Genomic DNA, 16,800 nt, shown 5'->3' on the forward strand with positions numbered 1-16,800 from the left:
GCCGTCTGCAATCAAGCAAGACGTATTACCCACAGAATTACGCATTTTGAGTCATGTAAGTCCGCAATCGAAGGACGAGTACGCAGTGCCGGGCATCCGGCAGGAGTCGTCGAAGTGGGCTCGAGACATTTACGCCGAGCGTCATGTCATCGCTCCGAGACTCCTCGTCGCATGACTCTGGACGCCCTGCTTTTGGAACCGACTCCGAGCGGCCACCGGACTCGTCTCGCGCGTTGATGGCTCGATCGACTCCGGCGAGAGACGCGAAGACGTGCGACGCGAGTCATCAAGGGTGCCGGGCCGCGTCGAGCCTCTCCTCCAGGGCCGACGACTCGATGCCTGGCCCGACGAGCGGATGAACCGCCACGTCGAGATGGGGGACGACCGACGTCGGCGTTCGAGCGTCCCGATGGCAGGCGTGTCGGATCGATGCTCACGGCTGAAGACTTGTTTGCACCCGAAATAATACGCTTCATCGGTGGAGCCGCACGTTTTTGTCGGTGAAGGCAGACCCACGCCATGGCGTCTCCGGGACATGCGCTCGCATCTCGGGATTCCGGCCTCGGCACGACGTGCGTTCCTCCCCGACGGGGAAGTCCCCCCCTTCGACGAGCGGGAGATGGAGCGGGCCGTGAGCCGGATCCCCTAAATTTCCGCCGATTTCGCGGCATCTATGGTGAGCCCCGCCGCGTCGCCGCGGCCGCCGCCATCGAACCCCGTGAACCAAGCGGAGACCCGACCATGAGCACCGCCCATCTCGCCGCCTCGCCCCCCGCCAGACGTCGCCCCAGGGGCGGGGTTCGCAACAGGATCCGACTCCTCGACGCACGCAAATTCCCCCGCCACCGCCACGCCGCCTGCCTGCTCGACTCCCGGGATGGTGCCGTCCTCGACGCCGACAGGGTGCCCGCATCCGGGCTCCGCCTGGCGCTGCTGGGGCGCATCGACGACCGCCTCGCCCTGAGGATCCACGACCCGGGGGACGGGCACCGACCCTTCGAAGGCTCGCCGCGGCGGATACTCGAGGTGGCCGGGCCCGGCGTCGGCCGCGCCGAGATCCTCGACCGCCGCGACCTCTGCCGCGTCGCCCTCGACCTGGCCACTCTGCTCCGCGACCGCTCCGTGCCGACGGCCATCTCGATGCACCGGCTCGCCGCCGCATTGCGTGGGCCCGAGGACCAACAGGGCGGCAAGGCCGAGCCCCTCGCCCACGTCGCCGACTTCCGCGGCCGGGACCTGGCCAACCCCGCCGCCGCCGTGCTCCGAGCACGCGGGCTGATCCCGCGGGACTTCCCCGACGACCCGCGTGCCTGGCATCCCCGCCGGCTCGACGCCCTGATCGACCGGCTCGCCGACGCCGACTGTGCCGACCCCGGCTTCAGGCCCGGGCTGCTGGACGCCATGCGCGGCCGCCTGAGCGTGGCTCCCGAGGCCGTCGACGACGAGGACCTCCTGGCCGCGATCGCCGCCCCCCACCGGCCACTTCAGGCCGCGAGCGTCTCGCGGCCCTTCCTCGTCGCCATCACCTGACGATACGACGGGCCGCACCCGGAGACAACTCGCGGCGCCGCCCGACACCGGGCGACCAAAATAGTTTTCAGATTGTTCGAAAACGCCTTCGTTTACCGGGGAATGCGCGATTATGACTTCCGGCCGAGATGACTTACTATGGAAGAACGAACCAGGAGAAGCGGGCGAGGAAGGACGCCCACGCGATACGGCCGTGCCGGCCGACCACGACGCGCGACGACGACTGGCGACCCTGCTGGGACGACTCTTCGCCGACGACTGGAAGGCACGACATCGCGACGGCCCCACGGACGGGGACCGGGCGCGACGCACGGATGACGCGACCCCCTGAGACGGCCGAGAGACCGCAGGCCCGCCGCGACGGCGAGCCCATCGCCCGCCACCGGGCGATCCGATCCGAACCCCACGGCCGCGGCACCGACGTACCGACGCCCCTCAAACCAAACTCGGATCGGCGACGCCGATCCCGACACGCCCCCCCGTCGGCGGTGCGCAGGCCCTGCGCGCCGCCGGCACGGCCGGCCCCACACGAGACGACCATCCCATGGACAACTTCCGGCGACAGCGGGGCCGAAACAAGCCCCTCGACGACGGCCACCGGCGGGACACCGCGCGGCAGGTCGCCGACATCCTCCGAGATCGCCGACATCCTCCGAGATTACCACGCCCGGCTGCCGCGCGAGCGGGCCGACGCCATCGGCTGCATCTACGCCCGGTACTCCACCAAGCACCAGGACAGCATCGCCGACCAGGTCAGGGCCTGCTGCGACGCCGCGTTCCGAGCCGGCGTCTTCGTCCCCGAGGAGAACGTCGCCTTCGACCTCGCCACCTCCGGGCGGTCAGGCAGGAGGCCCGGGCTGGCACGCATCACCGGGCTCCTCAGCGACCGCGGGGCCTCGGTCCTCCTCTGCATCGCCTCCAGCCGGCTCCATCGCAAGCAGTACCGCGTCCTCAGGTTCGTAGAGGAGGTCGTCGTCGACTGCGGCGCACGCGTCATCCTCCCGGCCAACTCTATCGACACAGCCACCCCCGGATGGAGGCTGCTCTTCCAGATCCACGGCATGATCGACGAGCAGGGCACCACCGCCTACGCCGCCAACATCCGCGCCGCCCACGTCAGCCGCTTCGAACGGGGAATGGTCTGCTCCTCCTACCCATTCGGCTACCGCTCCGCACCAGGCGACGGCGGGGGTGACGGCCGCGGCGGGGCCCGCAACATCCTGGCCGTCGAGCCCGAGGCCGCCGAGGTCGTCCGGGCCATCTTCGCCCGCTACGCCGACGGCGCCGTCAGCATCGCCCAACTCGTGCGCGACCTCAACGCCGAGGACGACGCCCCGCGGCCCCGCCGCAGCCCCGACGGCCTGTGGAGCGACACCATCCTGGGCCGCATGCTGTCCAACCCCATCTATCGCGGCGAGGCCCGCTACGGGGCCACCGAGTCCATCTGGAGCCCCACCAGGGACTACTCCCGCCAGGTACGCCGCGCCGAGCCGCTGCGGACCCGGCAGGACGAGTCCCTGCGAATCGTCGACGACGACCTCTTCGACCGCGTCCAGCGCCGCCGCGGCCGACGGCCCGCCGCCGTCGGCCGCGGCGCCGGAAGGGGGGACCCAACGACCACCGTCCCAACGCCCTGGGCGGGCTGTTCTACTGCACCGCCCACGGCCGATCGCTCCAGGCCGGCGGGCGCAGGGGCAAGTTCCTCGTCTGCGAACGCTGCCGCATGCAGGCCCCCGCCGAGCGTCCCCTCTTCAGCATGCTCAACCGCGAGCGGGCCCTGAGCCTGACCTGCTCCGCCCTGGCCGCGGCCATCCGCGGAGACGGCGAGCTGCCCGCCATGATCCTCGAGGCGGCGCTACGACAAAACGAGCGGGACGCCGCGGCCGACCCCAGCCGCCGCCCCGCGCTGGACAGGCAGGAGAAGCAGAAGGTCGGGGCGATCGACCTGCTCATGGAGCAGCCCGGCGACGACCCCGAGGAACGCCGCGATACCCGCGAACGGCTGGCGAGATACCGGCGCGAGCTGGCCGAGATCCGCCGCGAGCGGAGTCACTTCGAGGCCACCGGGCGGGGCCCGCTGCCGACGCCGACCGATTCCGACGTGCGGGCCTGGCTGGGGGGCCTCGGCTCCCGGCTCGAGCCCGCGACGGACGCCGGCCCCGAGGCGGCCGCGCGGCTGCGCGAAGTCCTGGGGATCCTCACCGGCGGCCGCATCGACCTGAGGCAATGCGGCAAGCCCACCGCCCACGCCGGCTGGCTCGAGGGGCGCTTCACCCTCTGCCACGTCCGGCTCGCCGCCCACCTGCTGGGCCGGCCCCCGGGCGAACCGGCCGCCTCCTCCGGGGAGGAGATCGTCATCGCCTACCGCGACCCCACCCCGGCCGAGCGCCACGCCGACGCGGCCAAGGCCCTCTACGACGACGGCCTGGAGATCAAGGCCATCGCCGCCCGCCTGGGCATCACCTACAACCTAGCACGGCGGGCCCTGCTCGCCTGGTCGACCCGCACCGGCACCCCCCTGCCCGACGGCCGCGCCCGCCAGGCCAGGCTCCCCCAGCCCGACGCCCCCCAGCCGCCGATGCGTGCGCTCGCCGGCGAGATCAAGCGGCTCTACGACGAGCGCCTGACGCTGCGGCAGATCGCCGCGCAGGTGCGTCACAGCGTCCCGTTGGTGCGGCGGTCGCTGGAGCTCTGGTTCCGCGACCGGGGCCTGGCCCGTCCCGACGGCCGGGCCCGCCGCAAGGAGCTGCCGCGCCGGCCAGGCTCGCGCCGGGCGGCCTGATCGCAGCAGTCGTCCCCCGGGGCAGGCCGAAAGGCCTGCCCCTTTTTTTAGCGGTCAGACACGACGCCGCCGCCGCGGGTCCCCGTCATGGCCAAGGCCGGCGGCGTCGGAGGCCATCGCGTCGCGGCCCTGCCCACGTGCCTTGGCCGCCGCTCGGGGCCGAGGGATCGGTGCTCTGCCCACGGATTAATTGGGAATGGTGCTATCTCCCTCCTGGACGAAATGCCCCCTGCTGGCACCCGGCAGCATGCGGCCTTTCGTCAAGAGGATGCACTCGCCGCAGTCGGGGCCGAGGTCGGAAGTTGCGCGGCATGATCAACCAGGATGTGTCGATTCCGAGGTCCTTGCGAGGCATCCCGGCCCGATGGTTTTGCCACCTCATCGCGCACCATCATCGGATCAACGCCGGGCTGACACGCGACCGGCCGGTGCCATCGCAGTCTTGCCAAGAGTTTGCCGATTCAAAAAGTCGTTACGACGGTGGCTTCCGGCGTCCCGGCAGGTCGCGGCGACGGGGTACCGTGCGTGCGCTAACGCGGCGTCCGGACTCGAAACGAGGGAACGGCGATGTCCCCCCACCAGCTGGCCGGCCTCGGCATGCGAAAGAAGGTCGACGTCCGCATGCTCGCCGCCGCCGTCGGGCAAGGTTGGGACGTCACCGTCGCCGTCCGAGCCAGGGCCGCCAGGCGCCCCATGGCCGTCGTCGAGGGCCCCCGCTGCCCCGACGCAGTGAAGGTCAGGGCCGCGGCCTCCGTCGTGGTGCTCAACGGCTCCAACCTGAAGGACGCCGGCCGTGCCCGATAGCACGACCAGTCTCGACTTAACCCGCAAATCCGACCTGCGACTGCTGGCCAAGTCGCTACGACAGGGTTGGCCCGTCGAGCCCGAGGTCAGGCAGTAGGTCTCTGAGGCGGTCGCCGTCATCCTGTCCGACCCCGGGGCACGAGACGACCTGCGTGAGTTGGCCGGCCAGGTGGCACGGTTGCTATCTCCTGCGTGATGCCCCCTTTCAGGCAGGCTTGACCGGCTGACCAAGCATGACCCCGAACTTGCCGTGCAGCACGTCGAGGCGATGGATCTGCGCCGGGTAGGCAAGCACCTCGCGCAGCAACTCAGAACGGAGGAAGTTGTGCCCGCCCGGCCCGTTGTCGTGCGCGTGACGGGCTTGGGCGTCCGGGAACGCCTCGAAGATGCAGAACGTCGTCTTCGAGTAACGAAGGGCGAACCATGGGCCAGTCAGCGGCTCCTGGTCGACGCCAGCGTTGATGTCCCGGAGGAAGGCCTGGAGTAGCTCCTCTTTGCCCGGCCTGGCCTCGAGGTGGATGTAGTACGCCTTCCGACCCGGCGTGTCGTCGAGGCCGTTCAGCATGAAGCCCGGGTGGGACGGGTCGTCCTGCGACCAGTCCGGGCTCGGGTTTGGGAATGGGGCCAGGTTCATCGCCTCGCCGGGATAGGGTTCGTTTGCTTCACTGCTCATGGTGGTCCTTTCGACGGCGGGCGGCGGATCGGCCTCGCACCCGTCGGGATGAGGCAGTCGTCCGCAGTCGAGCTCGTCATTCGCGAACGATGCTCGGCGTTACCAGGATAGCCGAGTTCGCCCTCCGCCGCAGTTCTCCGGTGCCCAACGAGGGCCGGGCCAGGGGCGACATCGGCGGTGGCCGGCCTGGTCAACGACCCGACGGCCGGCAGGCGGCTACGCAACCGTGCCGAGGTGGTGGTCAGACTGCTGGGCGGTGGGGTGACGGCGAGGTGAGCGTACCGACCGCGGTCAGCAGGGCGTGACCTTCGGCCAAGACGGCCGGCCTAGGGCGGGCCTTGCTCCGACGCCCGGCACCCGTTCCAATCCTCGCTGCGGCAATGCAGAACCCAGCACGGCCCGGGGTGAGCGTCGTCACCCGAGGCAACCGCGAGGGGCCCGGGTAACGCGGGACGCCAGGCCCGTCCCGACCTCGCACGAGGCAGCCCATGTCCCACGCCCTCTTCCTGCTCTTGGCGCTCGCCGCCCCGCCGGCCCCGATCGACGTGGCCGATCGCAAGCAGCTCTTCATCGACCATCGCTTCATCACGGAGAGCGATCGGGTCGAGCTGCACGCCAATCCGCCCCAGAAGCTCGGCCTGCTCCGCGACGAACACGGCACGCCCTTTCAAGGGCATGTCGGCCGCGTGATCGAGGACGGCGGCAAGGTTCGCATGTATCTCGGCGCGGATGATGCCGAAGTCCTGGAAAGTGACGACGGCCTCCAATTCCGCCGCACCGGGACTAAGCTCGGCGGCGGCGGTTTTCCCACGATCTTCCTCGATCTCCACGAGGCCGATCCGGCGAGGCGATACAAGCTCTTCCGCCTCAAGTCCGGCCAGCCGTTCGACCCCGCCGTGCACGGCGTCTACGCCAGCTACTCGGCCGACGGCGAGCACTTCAACGAGTCCGGCCAGGTACTCCCGTTCTTCACCGATAATCCGACGATCGTCCACTGGGACAATCGGATCGGCAAATACGTGATCTATACGCGAGCCCTCTCCTACGACTCGGAGAATCAGAGGAGGATCGGCCGCATCGAGACCGACGACCCGCTCAAGCCCTGGCCATATCGCAAGTCGGGCAACGACCGCATGTTCTTCGCGACCGGGAACGTGGACGTCGTGCTCCAGGCCGACGCGGAGGACGACCCCCACTCCGACCTCTACTACAACGCCTCGGCCCTCTATCCCTGGGCCCAGGACGTCTACCTCATGTTCCCGAGCAGCTTCCGACACTTCTCTCCTCAGCGCAACCCCTATGTCAAACCGAGGGCCGGGGGGAAGTGGGAGGACTTCGGCATGCTCGAGACACAGTTGGCCGTCAGCCGCGACGGGGTGAAATGGTCACGACCGAACCGCGAACCCTATGTCGCAACCGGACTGGCCGACGAGTGGGACCGCTGGTATGCGGTGACGGGACCCGGCATCGTTCGTCGGGGGAACTACCTCTATCAGTATTACTACTCCAGCGGGCGACTGCACGACTCGGCCATCCTTCGGCCCGAGTACGACCAAGCCGCCAGACAGCTCGGAGGGGTAGGCGTCGTGCGGCAACGGCTGGATGGGTTCGTCTCCGCCGACGCCGACCACCGGGGAGGGTCACTCACGACGCCCGCCGTCAGGTTCAAGGGCAGTCGGCTGAGGCTGAACATCGACACCGGGGCCATGGGCACGGCGTTCGTCGGCCTGCTCGACGAAGAGGGGCGGCCGATTCCGGGCTTCGCCGCAGAGGATTGCGAGGAGATCGGCGGCAACTTCATCGACCAGGCCGTCCACTGGAGGGGCAGCCCGGACGTCTCCGCGATCGCGGGGCGCCCGGTGCGAATCCAGGTCAAGCTGCGCCGCGCGAAACTGTACGCGTTCCAATTCACGAAAGAGTGACCGGCACCCCCGGATCTGCCCGGCCCAGGCCGACGTCGAAGCCTGCGAAGTCCGCCGGGAGTTGGCCGGGAAACTGGCGACGTTGCAATCGTGTTCGGCACCGGTTTTGCGCATGCGGCCGTCACCCGATTTGATCGATTTCCTCTTGCGCCACCGCCGCCTCTCCGTCAGAATTGTCGGGCATGGGCACTCACGATGAGCTCCGGAACCTCGCCGGGCTGAAGATTCTCGGTCGGATCCGGCCGCTCTTCGCCCATCTCCACGACCACGCTTGTCACCGCGACAAGGCTAAGAATCGCACGCTTCACCTCGATCAGCTCGCCTCGCTGGTCACCCTGGCCATGTTCAATCCCGTCGCTCGCAGCTTGCGGGCGCTCTCGCAGGTCAGCGACCTGGGACACGTCCGCAAGCGGTTCGGCGTCGCCCACGCCGCGACCGGATCGCTCTCCGAGGCCGCGCGACTCTTCGATCCCGAGGCGCTCGCGGGCGTCATCGCCGAGTTGGCCGGAGAGGTCCGTGGCGTCGCCAAGGACCCCCGACTGGCCGCGTTGAAGAACCCGCTGACGGCCGTCGACGGCACCCTGCTGAAGGCCCTGCCGAGGATGGTCGAGTCGGCCTGGCTGGACAGCAGGCACGGCACGCCGCGGCATGCCTGGCGGCTTCACGTCCACTTCGACGTCGACCGCTCGGTCCCCGCCCGCGTCGAGCTGACCGGTCCGGCCAACTCGGGCGACTCCGACGAGAAGGCCGTGCTCCGCAAGTCTGCCGAGGCCGGGCGCACCTACGTCATGGACCGCTGGTTCGGCCAGTTCACCCTCTTCAACGCGATCGTGCATGCCAAGAGTGATTATGTCTGCCGAATCCGCGACAACAGCCGGGTGGAGGTCGTCGAGTCCCGACCCCTGACCGACGAGGCCATCGCCGCCGGGGTCGCCTCCGACTCGATCGTCAGTCTCGGCCTGTCGTCGGCCGTCGCCCGGCGTCCCGGCCACGCCACGCGGCTGGTCGCGGTGAAAACGCAGCCGCACGAGAAGCGAGGCGGCCGCAAGGGCAAGACCGCGGGCCCCTCCAGCGACGGCGAACTGCTGCTGGCGACGAACCTCACGGACGTGCCGGCAGCGATCATCGCATTGATCGATCATTACCGGTGGACGGTCGAGATCTTCTTCCGGTTCTTCAAGCAAACGCTGGGCTGCAACCACCTGCTCTGGGAGCATCCCAAGGGGATCCTGCTGGAGACGTACTGCGCGATCATCGCCTGCCTGCTGATCAATCATTCGACGGGCCGCAAGCCGGCGCGTCGAACCTACGAGATGCTCTGCTACGACTTCCTGGGCCTGGCGAGCCTGGAGGAGATGACGGCCCACCTGGCGAAGCTGGCGGCCCGGGAATCCGCCCCGCCCAAGCCCTGAATCGTCCCCACCGCCCCCCCTTCGCCGGGTCGAGTGGCGGTCGACGCTGCGCGTCGCGAAGGCCCGATTGCCGCGACCGGATCGGAATAAGCAGAGTTCGTCCGTGTTTCGAGGCCGGTGCCGGCCTCGAACCATCACGGCCCAGGCTCAGCATGCCCGGTGCCGAACACGATTGGCAACGTTGCGGATGTCCGGAAAATTTGACCCGCAGATGACGCTGACGGGCCAATCCCCGGGTGCGGCGAGCACCGTCAGGCCCACTTCCGGCCCCGCGACTTCGCGGCCAGAGCCAGACGTTGCCGGCGGCTCAACCCCGAGGCCTGCCCGGCGACCGTCAGTGGTAGCGCCGCCGGGGATCGGCCCTGATCGGGAGCAGTCGCCACGTGCTTCTGCTGGGCCGTCTGCTTGGTAAGCCGCATCGTCGGTCCTCGGAGATCTTGCGCCCCTCGCGTTGCTTGCGAGAGGCGGGCGCGATTAAAGAGATGGCCCCGGGGAGAGCGCTAACTCTCGCCGGGGCCAAGTATCTCTGGTTGCTGCGGTTCGGTGTAATCAGCACCGCCTCAGCGTGCACTCACGGGAGTTGACCCCGGATGAGCTACGTCGATTCTACGCGCGCTGCTGCTGCTGTCAAAGACCATTTTTCCGCCATCCCTAACAGGCTTCAGGACGACCCACGCCTGAAGCGCAGGGACCTGGCCACCGTCGCCGCAATCCTCCGCTATGCAAGGGCCAAGGACTGGGCCTCCATGTCCAACCACGCACTGGCCAATCACGGACGATGCGGCGAGCGATCCATTGAGAGCCTGGCGGGGATGCTGGGCCGGCAGCTGGGCGGGCGTTGAGCCTCAGTTCGATCAGCGGCTTCTGAGTGGGTCGCGTCCCGGTGGACGAGCGTCAACCATTTCCTGCGACCGCAGGAAATAGTTTGGGGCCGGTGCGCGCCTCAGCCGCCGCCTGCTCGAGGAAAACCTGGAGCAGGTCCCGGCGGCCGACCGAGGCCGCGAGGCCTGCGGAAGGTCCGTCATGCGAGCCAAGGGGGGTCAGTCGAATCCGAGGACCAGAGGCTTGCTCGCATCCAAGGACTCCCGCCTTATTCGACCGAAATGATGCGCAATCCCATCCATTTTCCTGAGTGCAACGAAAAACGGATGGGTCCGACGCTGGCCCGGAGGCTGGCAATTGTTCGCGTCGAGAACATGGGATTCTCCCGCATCAGGCCCTGCATCCGGGCTTGCCGACCGGGGGCCGTAGGCATGGCCAGTCTTTGATGGATGGCCCATTGGGCTTCGGTCAGGTCGCCGGGGTAAGGTTGGTGATTCATCCCCCTTCTACGTCCGAATTCCAAGTTTTGGAACTGACGGTCATCGCTCGATGAGGGGGGCGGACCATCCGGGGACGGCCCGCGAGATCCGGTGTTACTCGACCAGGCCGATGAACCGGGCCGGCGCGACGAGCCCACTGTTGTAGTCGAGGACGACGGCCCCCCCGCCGCTCACTGTCAGGGAGTTGGCGATGTATTGAGAGCCGATCGTCGACGGCGGGGTACTCGAATTGCCCGTGACCTTGAGGGCGGCGCTCGGGGCGTAGAACGTCCCCCTCAGCGTGAAGCTCCCGTTGCCGGCGACGCTCACGTCCTGCGTCGAACCCCGGGCCTGGTAATAGATCAGGCCCTTGTAAGCCCGCGTGGAGCTGGCCGTCCCGTCCAGGCCAGAGAGATTGACCGTCCCCGAGGCATTGCCAGTGATCGAGAAGCCATCGCTGGAGCCGACTCCGGCGTTGTAAAACATCATCCCGCCGGTCCCGTCGCCCATCGTCATGGTGACGCCGGAGGTTTTCAGCCCTTTGTAGAGGTAGTAGATGCCACCTGCGGAGTTGGCGTCGGCCTGTTTGAAGATTACTTCGTCGCCGCTTTTGAACGAGGGCATCGGCGTCCCGCCGTTACCATCGTAGGCCCCGGGCGAGAGTGTGTACCGCTTTGCATTAGAGTTAGGTATCGACGTCATCGTGAAATTGCCGGGGGATGGTATCGCGGGTGCGGCCAGCAATTTAAGCGGATCCTCGATCGGCATTGAGCCGGTCTTGGGGGTGGTCGAGAACGAACCGCCGCCCGTGTAATCGCCGACGACTTCGATCGACGAGGCCTTCACTGAACCGCCGCCGGAATTCTTCAGGGCACCGACGTCGTTGGAGTTCACCATGATCGACCCGCCGTTGACCTCGACGGAGCCGCCGCCCGAGACGTTGAACTCGGCGGCGCCGGTGGGGGCGAGGGTCAGGATCGCGAAGTCGGAGGGTGCCCAGCGTCCCCTCGCGATCGCTCGGCCGGTGACCGGGATCCTCGACGAGCTCCAGATGGTGCTGAGGCCCCGCTCCTGAGCGTAGGTAACCCTGACCTCGACGTAGCCGGCCTTGCCGTTGTAGGACGAGGACTCGGCGGACTGGGGAGGGATGCTGACCGTCACCGCCACGTTGGCGGGGTCCGCCGGATAATTGGCCAGGGCGATGGCCCTGGCGGAATCGGCGGCCGAGCCGGGCGTATCGACCCCGGCGTGGGTCGCATAGTTCTTGTACAGGTCGATGGCGCCAGCCAGGGCCGCGGCGTCGGCGGCCGCCTGTACGTGGCGGCGCTCGGACATCAGGATGCCGCCGTCGACGATCAGAGCTGCGGCGCCCATCAGCACGCTGAGTGCCAGGACACACTGGACGGCGACCACCCCCCGGCGAGGGGCCCGCCGTCGGAGTGCGGAGCCGGCCGGCTTCGCTTCGACCCCACGGTGCGTCCGGCCTGCGGCCTCCCTGGGATTCAGTTGCACAGCGGCATCCTCGACGTACTCGTCAGCGTGATCGTCCTGGCAGCAGACCCCGGGAACGACGGGGCCCGCCACTTGTAACTGACCACCACGGTGACGTAATTGATCCGGTAGAGGGTGCTCGATCCGGTGGGCTGATAGATCGGCGACTTGCTCGAGTGGTCCCACGTCACCGTGGAGGTGATTTGGCCGGGGTCGAGCCCGACGGCCTTGGGGAGGATGGCCTGCGAGTAGACGGTCTCCTCCGTCGCCTCGGCCCCTCCGGTATCCTTTGCGTGGCCTGCCCCGTGCACCGATGCGTAACGCGCGCCCTCGCGGGCCAGCAGGGTCACCTGCTGATGGCAGGAGACGGCCATCCCGACGACGACCAGGCCGAAGATGAGCATGAACAGGACGGGCAGGACGAGTGCCGCTTCGAGCATGGCCGCACCGCGTCGCCGGCGGCAATTTCGGCTGGCGAGCATGATCCCTCCCGGGAATTCCTGGGTCGGCCGGGTGATCCCGGCGGTTAGGGGGCCACGCGCATCCTGACGGTGCGTGACACCTTGCACGTCGAGGCCGAGAGGACGCCGCAAAGCAGCGGGACTTCGTGGGCGACCTTCACCTCGACGTAGCTGCCATAGCTGTCGCTGGACGTGGAGAGGGAGACGTTCGAAGCGGTCAGCGCCGGCGACAGCGATGCGCCGTCCGCCATCGCGGCGGCCGCATAGTTCGCGTAGGGGGACCGTGCCGCGGCGGTCGCATCGCTCGCGTGCAGGGCGCCGTTGCGGGCACAATCGGTGATCGTCGCGTGCGCCGAGAGGACCCTGCCGATGTCGAGGCTTCCCAGGGCCAGCAAGCAAAGCCATGGGAGCAGGATCGTCAATTCGAGCGCCGCGGCGGCCTTCTTCCTCCGGCCCCGGACGGTGTGCCTCATCAACCACTCCTGGTGGAGAGTTATCGAGATTCAGTGCCGCTGCCATTTGAGGGCGGCGGGCGGAAGCTGCGGAGACTCCATGCGAAGGATAGGTCAGATTTTTGCGATGTGATCCCCGAGATTCCGATTTCGATCAGTCCTTGGGCTCGGAGAGCGCTTTCCGCGAATTGATGCATCCTGTACCGAGCCGTCCAGTCGGCTCGTGCCGGTGCGGGCCCGCGACCGTGAAGACCGGAGGGAGTTGCCTCCAGCAGCACGACATCCTGACTCACGACGGCCGCAACCGTTACCGGGCCTGCCAGGAGCTTGGCATCGAGCCGAACGTCCGGGAATGAGACGGCGACCCGGACAAATTGGTCGCCTATATCGTATCAGCAAACATGAACGTGATGCACCTGATCGAGACACAGAGGGGGATGATCGCCGGCAGATTGGCCAACCTCAGCAATGGAACCAATCAGCACCGGCCAATGATCGAGGGTAGCCCAATTGAACTACCCTCTGTTTCGCAGGCCGAGGCCGGCGACCTCCTCAACGTCGGCCTCAACACTGTGAAGCGGTCCAAGTCCGTCATCGACCACGCCGTCCCCGAACTCGTCGAGATGGTCGACCGCGATGAGGTCGCTGTTTCCGCGGCCGCGACCGTCGCCAAGCTGCCCGAGCAGCAGCAGCGGGCCATCGTGGCCGACGGCCCGAAGGTGGTGCAGGCGGTGGCCCGGGATCTCCGCGAACAGCGGACGCCGAAGCCCGAGGCCCTCCGCACGCCCGATCTGACGGGCCGATCGACCTTCCTCTCGGATGTTGAGGAGGAGGAAGAGGACGACCTTCCCCAGCAGATCGCCAGGCCGAAGCGGGAGTCCCCTTCCGACCCCGCCGAGTTGGGCGGCTGGTGGTGGGTGATGAAGGAGATCGGCAAGGTCGAGCAGAGCGTGAGTTATTACGGCGAACGCGAGTGGTTCGCTCGCAACGCCACCGCGAGGGACAGGATCATGCTCGCGAACAACTTCGACCGGGTCGCCGACCTGTTCAAGCGGTGGGCCGAGTACCCGGACGGTCCGGCGGTGGTCCTGGGCGCGGGCGAGGTCTCCCGGCAGGGGCTGGTGATCGACCTGACCACGGGCAAGTGGGTGACGCGGGGCTGGGCGCAGCAGGAGCGTTCGAAGTGGAAGCTGGTCTCGCTGACGGAGGAGGATCGGGACGTGATGGGCGAGGTGGCCGACCCGGCCGCGGCGGAGCCCATTGACGAACTGATCGCGCTGGAGCTCGGGACGACGCTGCTTAAGAAGCGGAAGGTGCGGCGCGATGCGACTTACGAGCCTCCTGACGTACCCCCTCCCCCGTGCCGTCAGATCATGGGGCTGGGCTGACCCTGGCCGCTGGTGCAAGGTCGAGCTTGCGCGGGGTGCGGCTCGAGGGCCTTGGCTGTCTCCGAAGTCTGCCTGTGGTGCCTACGGTCCGGCGTCGACGCCCGGTTGCCGAAGGTGCTGCCCCCTCCGAGGCCTCGGCCCAGGTCGGACCCTCGGTTGAAGAGCGGGCAACGGTGACGCGGGCGAGCTGAAAAACTGAAATCTCGGCGGTCGAAATCAGTTCGCCCGAGCGGTGGTTTCAAGGGGTCGATCATGCTGAGCGTCAAGGCGAGGCGGAAGCGCCCCCGGCTGGTGCTCCGGCTGCTGGCGCAGGGGATGACCCGGACAGAGGCAGCCCGTGCAGCGAAGATCGGCCGGCCGGAGCTTTACCGGATGCTCGCCCGAGCGGGGCGAACTAACGCCGGCCAAAATGTACCGATAGGTGTCCGCAAGGGCGTTGCTTCGATCCGAGCAGTCATCAGAGCCCCAAAAGCCGCCTCGATGTTCCCATCACGCGGGCCGCACGGGGATGAGCCCGATGTGATCCGGGCAGCATGGGAGCAACTCGCCTCGGACGAAGGCTAGCCCTGCTCATTTGCCCCATGCCCGGCAGCCATATCGTTCCTGCGTTACTTCTTCTTCCTCGGGTCGTCGTCCGGGTTCACGTACTCGATGGCCCATGGCCCCTCCCCGTGCAACTGGATGATGGTCTCGCCCTCGACCCAGACGTAATGTTTCATGCCCGCCGGCCACGTCCCGTAGGCCCCGGCCGGCAGAGCCTCGCCCTTGGTCGCGTCGAATTTCTCGCCCATGCCGAGCCGAAACGTCCCGTCGAGGATGGTGACGCGTTCCGTCTTGGGGTGGGTGTGCAGGGGAATGCGATAGCCGTCCGGGACCTTGATGCGCAAGACGAAGGGTCCGGGTTTGGACGGGTCGCCCTCGAGGACCGCGAATTCGGCCCCAGGCGGCAGGGAAGGCGGGCCCGCCTTCCAACGAAGATCGTCCGGCCGGCTGACGGCGGCTTTCATCGCGACGTCCGCGTGCTGGGCAAGGAGGCCGGTCGCGTTCCACGCGACAGCAGACAGGAGGAGGCCCGCCGCGAGCGATTTCGCACGCATTTTCTTCTCCTTATGTGAAATGTCGAATCGGCTCAGTGCCCCTCGACGCCGACCGCGACGAGAATCATGGTATCGAGGAGTAGGAGGCGTCGTATCGGGCGGGGGTCGAGTTGAGTCATGGTAGGTCAACCTTTCTCGTCGCATCTTGTCCGCGTTATTCTCCGAGGGCAATAGTTCCCCGGGCCCGACGAAGATCCTCGCGAGCGAGCCGGCCCTACGAGCGGCCGGGATCGCATCGAGGTACCGAAAGGCCGCTTCCATGAGTCACGTCGAATACCGCCCGAGCGTGCCGAGCCGCCACCTCGGCCGCCGCAGCCGGAATCGATTCCACGAGTTCGACCGGGTCTACTTCGACTACTTGGTCTCCGAGTACCAGGGGCTGCCGCCGGACACGGGAGACGGCGACGCGAGGAGGACCATCGAGTCGATCCTCCAGTCGCCGAAGCACCATCGCGCCGACCTGCACCCGCTGGAGCTGGCCCTGCTGAAGCTGCGGCACATCGACCGCCTGCGGCGCGACGCCTGGGCGTATCGCGACCGCCTGCGCGACGTGGCCGGCCGGGCTCGATACGACGCCTACCTGGCCTCGAGCCCGCCCGACCCCCGAACGGCGCCGGAGCCCGAGGTGAGGGCCGATATCGAGCACCTGGTCGGCGAGCTGCACTGGTTCTACGGTCTCCAGCCCGTGCGCGAGCGGTTCAGGATCCGCTTCATCCGATACATCAGCGCCCTGCTGTTCGTCCTCTCCGCGTGCTTCATCGCCTACCTGGCAATCGTGCATCGCGAGCACAACCCGTCGCTGGTCCTGGTCCTGTTCTCGGGCCTGGTCGGGGCCACGATGAGCGTCCTGCACAGGATGGAGAAGGCCCAGGGGGGCGGCGACCCGATCGCCACGAGCCTGGCGTGGGAGCAGGCGCAGGGGAGCCTGCTTCTGGCCCCGTGCAGCGGGGCCATCTTCGCGGCGATCCTCTACCTGATCTTCGGAGCCGGCCTCCTCAAAGGGATCGCGTTCCCCGAGATCGCGACGGCCGGCCCGGACCTGGCCCACGGGGGCGATTATCTGTCGTTCCCGGATTTCGTCCGCCATACGGGTCCGGTGGCGGGGATCGACTGGTTCAAGCTCCTGATCTGGTCCTTCGCCGCGGGCTTTGCCGAGCGGTTGGTCCCCGATGCATTGGACAGGATCGTCGCCCGCCGCCAGGAAGCGGCTGCTGAGTAAGAGTCTATCCGGTAATAATCTTCGGTTTTCTCGGGTATTTATAGGCGGTCGCCTCGGCGGGATCGGGCTTCAAGAGCCTGAGCATCCGATGGATCGAGCACACCTTGATGAACGCCTCGCTCGACTCCACGCGCCCTTCGTAGTCCCGGCTGTTGCGGCGATAACGCCCCAGCCAGGCGAAGGTGCGTTCCACGACCCAGCGATGATGCAGCAGGACGAACCCCTTCGCGCCCGCCGGGCGGTCCACCACCTCCAGGACCTAGTGGTC

General features: G+C 67.9%; 15 protein-coding genes and 1 pseudogene. 9 read left to right on the forward strand and 7 right to left on the reverse strand.

Going from position 1 to position 16,800, the window contains the following annotated elements:
• The first annotated feature begins 741 nt into the window (after positions 1-741).
• The 4 genes from EP7_RS28105 to EP7_RS28120 all read left to right on the forward strand — a co-directional run bounded on the left by EP7_RS28105 (position 742) and on the right by EP7_RS28120 (position 5,116).
• Positions 742-1,530 carry a hypothetical protein gene (locus EP7_RS28105; protein WP_463528591.1) on the forward strand — a complete coding sequence of 263 codons (789 nt, stop codon included), beginning with the start codon at positions 742-744 and terminating at the stop codon, positions 1,528-1,530.
• Positions 1,531-1,844: 314 nt separating this feature from the next.
• The gene (locus EP7_RS28110) at positions 1,845-3,311 is read left to right on the forward strand and encodes a recombinase family protein (protein ID WP_463528592.1); all 1,467 of its coding nucleotides are present in this window, start codon (positions 1,845-1,847) and stop codon (positions 3,309-3,311) included.
• Entirely contained in the window at positions 3,254-4,312 is a 1,059-nt protein-coding gene (locus EP7_RS28115) for a hypothetical protein (RefSeq protein ID WP_463528593.1), read from the forward strand. Before EP7_RS28110 ends, EP7_RS28115 begins: the two co-directional genes overlap by 58 nt.
• 567 nt (positions 4,313-4,879) lie before the next feature.
• Positions 4,880-5,116: a hypothetical protein gene (locus tag EP7_RS28120; RefSeq protein WP_463528543.1), complete on the forward strand. Its 237-nt coding sequence runs from the start codon at positions 4,880-4,882 to the stop codon at positions 5,114-5,116.
• Between the two features lie 205 nt (positions 5,117-5,321).
• Here the strand turns inward: EP7_RS28120 and EP7_RS28125 are convergent, their stop codons facing one another.
• Positions 5,322-5,789: a putative quinol monooxygenase gene (locus tag EP7_RS28125; RefSeq protein WP_463528544.1), complete on the reverse strand. Its 468-nt coding sequence runs from the start codon at positions 5,787-5,789 to the stop codon at positions 5,322-5,324.
• A gap of 488 nt (positions 5,790-6,277) precedes the next feature.
• Here EP7_RS28125 and EP7_RS28130 point away from each other — a divergent pair, with 488 nt between their 5' ends.
• Both EP7_RS28130 and EP7_RS28135 read left to right on the forward strand, forming a co-directional pair.
• Entirely contained in the window at positions 6,278-7,711 is a 1,434-nt protein-coding gene (locus EP7_RS28130; RefSeq protein WP_463528545.1) for a hypothetical protein, read from the forward strand.
• Between the two features lie 182 nt (positions 7,712-7,893).
• Complete coding sequence (locus tag EP7_RS28135) at positions 7,894-9,123, forward strand: IS4 family transposase (RefSeq protein ID WP_463528546.1); 1,230 nt, start codon at positions 7,894-7,896, stop codon at positions 9,121-9,123.
• A 251-nt stretch (positions 9,124-9,374) separates the two neighbouring features.
• On the opposite strand, the gene EP7_RS28140 is transcribed toward EP7_RS28135, so the two are convergent.
• On the reverse strand, positions 9,375-9,542 hold the full coding sequence (locus EP7_RS28140) for a hypothetical protein (RefSeq protein WP_463528547.1): 168 nt from the start codon (positions 9,540-9,542) through the stop codon (positions 9,375-9,377).
• Positions 9,543-9,713: 171 nt separating this feature from the next.
• Between EP7_RS28140 and EP7_RS28145 the strand changes: the two genes are divergently transcribed.
• Complete coding sequence (locus EP7_RS28145; RefSeq protein WP_463528548.1) at positions 9,714-9,965, forward strand: hypothetical protein; 252 nt, start codon at positions 9,714-9,716, stop codon at positions 9,963-9,965.
• 573 nt (positions 9,966-10,538) lie between these two features.
• On the opposite strand, the gene EP7_RS28150 is transcribed toward EP7_RS28145, so the two are convergent.
• From EP7_RS28150 to EP7_RS28160, 3 genes are read right to left on the reverse strand one after another with little or no spacing between them, the layout of a single operon-like run.
• A complete protein-coding gene (locus tag EP7_RS28150; protein ID WP_463528549.1) occupies positions 10,539-11,936 on the reverse strand; it encodes a pilus assembly protein TadG-related protein in 1,398 nt (465 codons plus the stop codon).
• The gene (locus EP7_RS28155; protein WP_463528550.1) at positions 11,927-12,397 is read right to left on the reverse strand and encodes a TadE/TadG family type IV pilus assembly protein; all 471 of its coding nucleotides are present in this window, start codon (positions 12,395-12,397) and stop codon (positions 11,927-11,929) included. The genes EP7_RS28150 and EP7_RS28155 overlap by 10 nt, the downstream gene beginning before the upstream one ends.
• A 44-nt stretch (positions 12,398-12,441) precedes the next feature.
• Positions 12,442-12,849 (reverse strand): TadE/TadG family type IV pilus assembly protein, encoded by a 408-nt coding sequence (locus EP7_RS28160; RefSeq protein WP_463528551.1) that lies wholly within the window; start codon positions 12,847-12,849, stop codon positions 12,442-12,444.
• A gap of 416 nt (positions 12,850-13,265) precedes the next feature.
• On the opposite strand from EP7_RS28160, the gene EP7_RS28165 reads away from it, so the two are divergent.
• Positions 13,266-14,216, forward strand: coding sequence for a hypothetical protein (locus tag EP7_RS28165; protein ID WP_463528552.1), 951 nt, complete (start codon positions 13,266-13,268; stop codon positions 14,214-14,216).
• Positions 14,217-14,824: 608 nt separating this feature from the next.
• On the opposite strand, the gene EP7_RS28170 is transcribed toward EP7_RS28165, so the two are convergent.
• On the reverse strand, positions 14,825-15,313 hold the full coding sequence (locus tag EP7_RS28170) for a cupin domain-containing protein (protein ID WP_463528504.1): 489 nt from the start codon (positions 15,311-15,313) through the stop codon (positions 14,825-14,827).
• Positions 15,314-15,572: 259 nt separating this feature from the next.
• On the opposite strand from EP7_RS28170, the gene EP7_RS28175 reads away from it, so the two are divergent.
• Entirely contained in the window at positions 15,573-16,532 is a 960-nt protein-coding gene (locus EP7_RS28175) for a hypothetical protein (protein ID WP_463528553.1), read from the forward strand.
• A 4-nt stretch (positions 16,533-16,536) separates the two neighbouring features.
• On the opposite strand, the pseudogene EP7_RS28180 reads toward EP7_RS28175, so the two are convergent.
• A pseudogene (locus EP7_RS28180) lies at positions 16,537-16,791 on the reverse strand (transposase); the annotation flags it as partial.
• Positions 16,792-16,800 lie beyond the last annotated feature (9 nt).

The sequence above is a fragment of the Isosphaeraceae bacterium EP7 genome (assembly GCA_038400315.1).
Taxonomy (GTDB): Bacteria; Planctomycetota; Planctomycetia; order Isosphaerales; family Isosphaeraceae; genus EP7.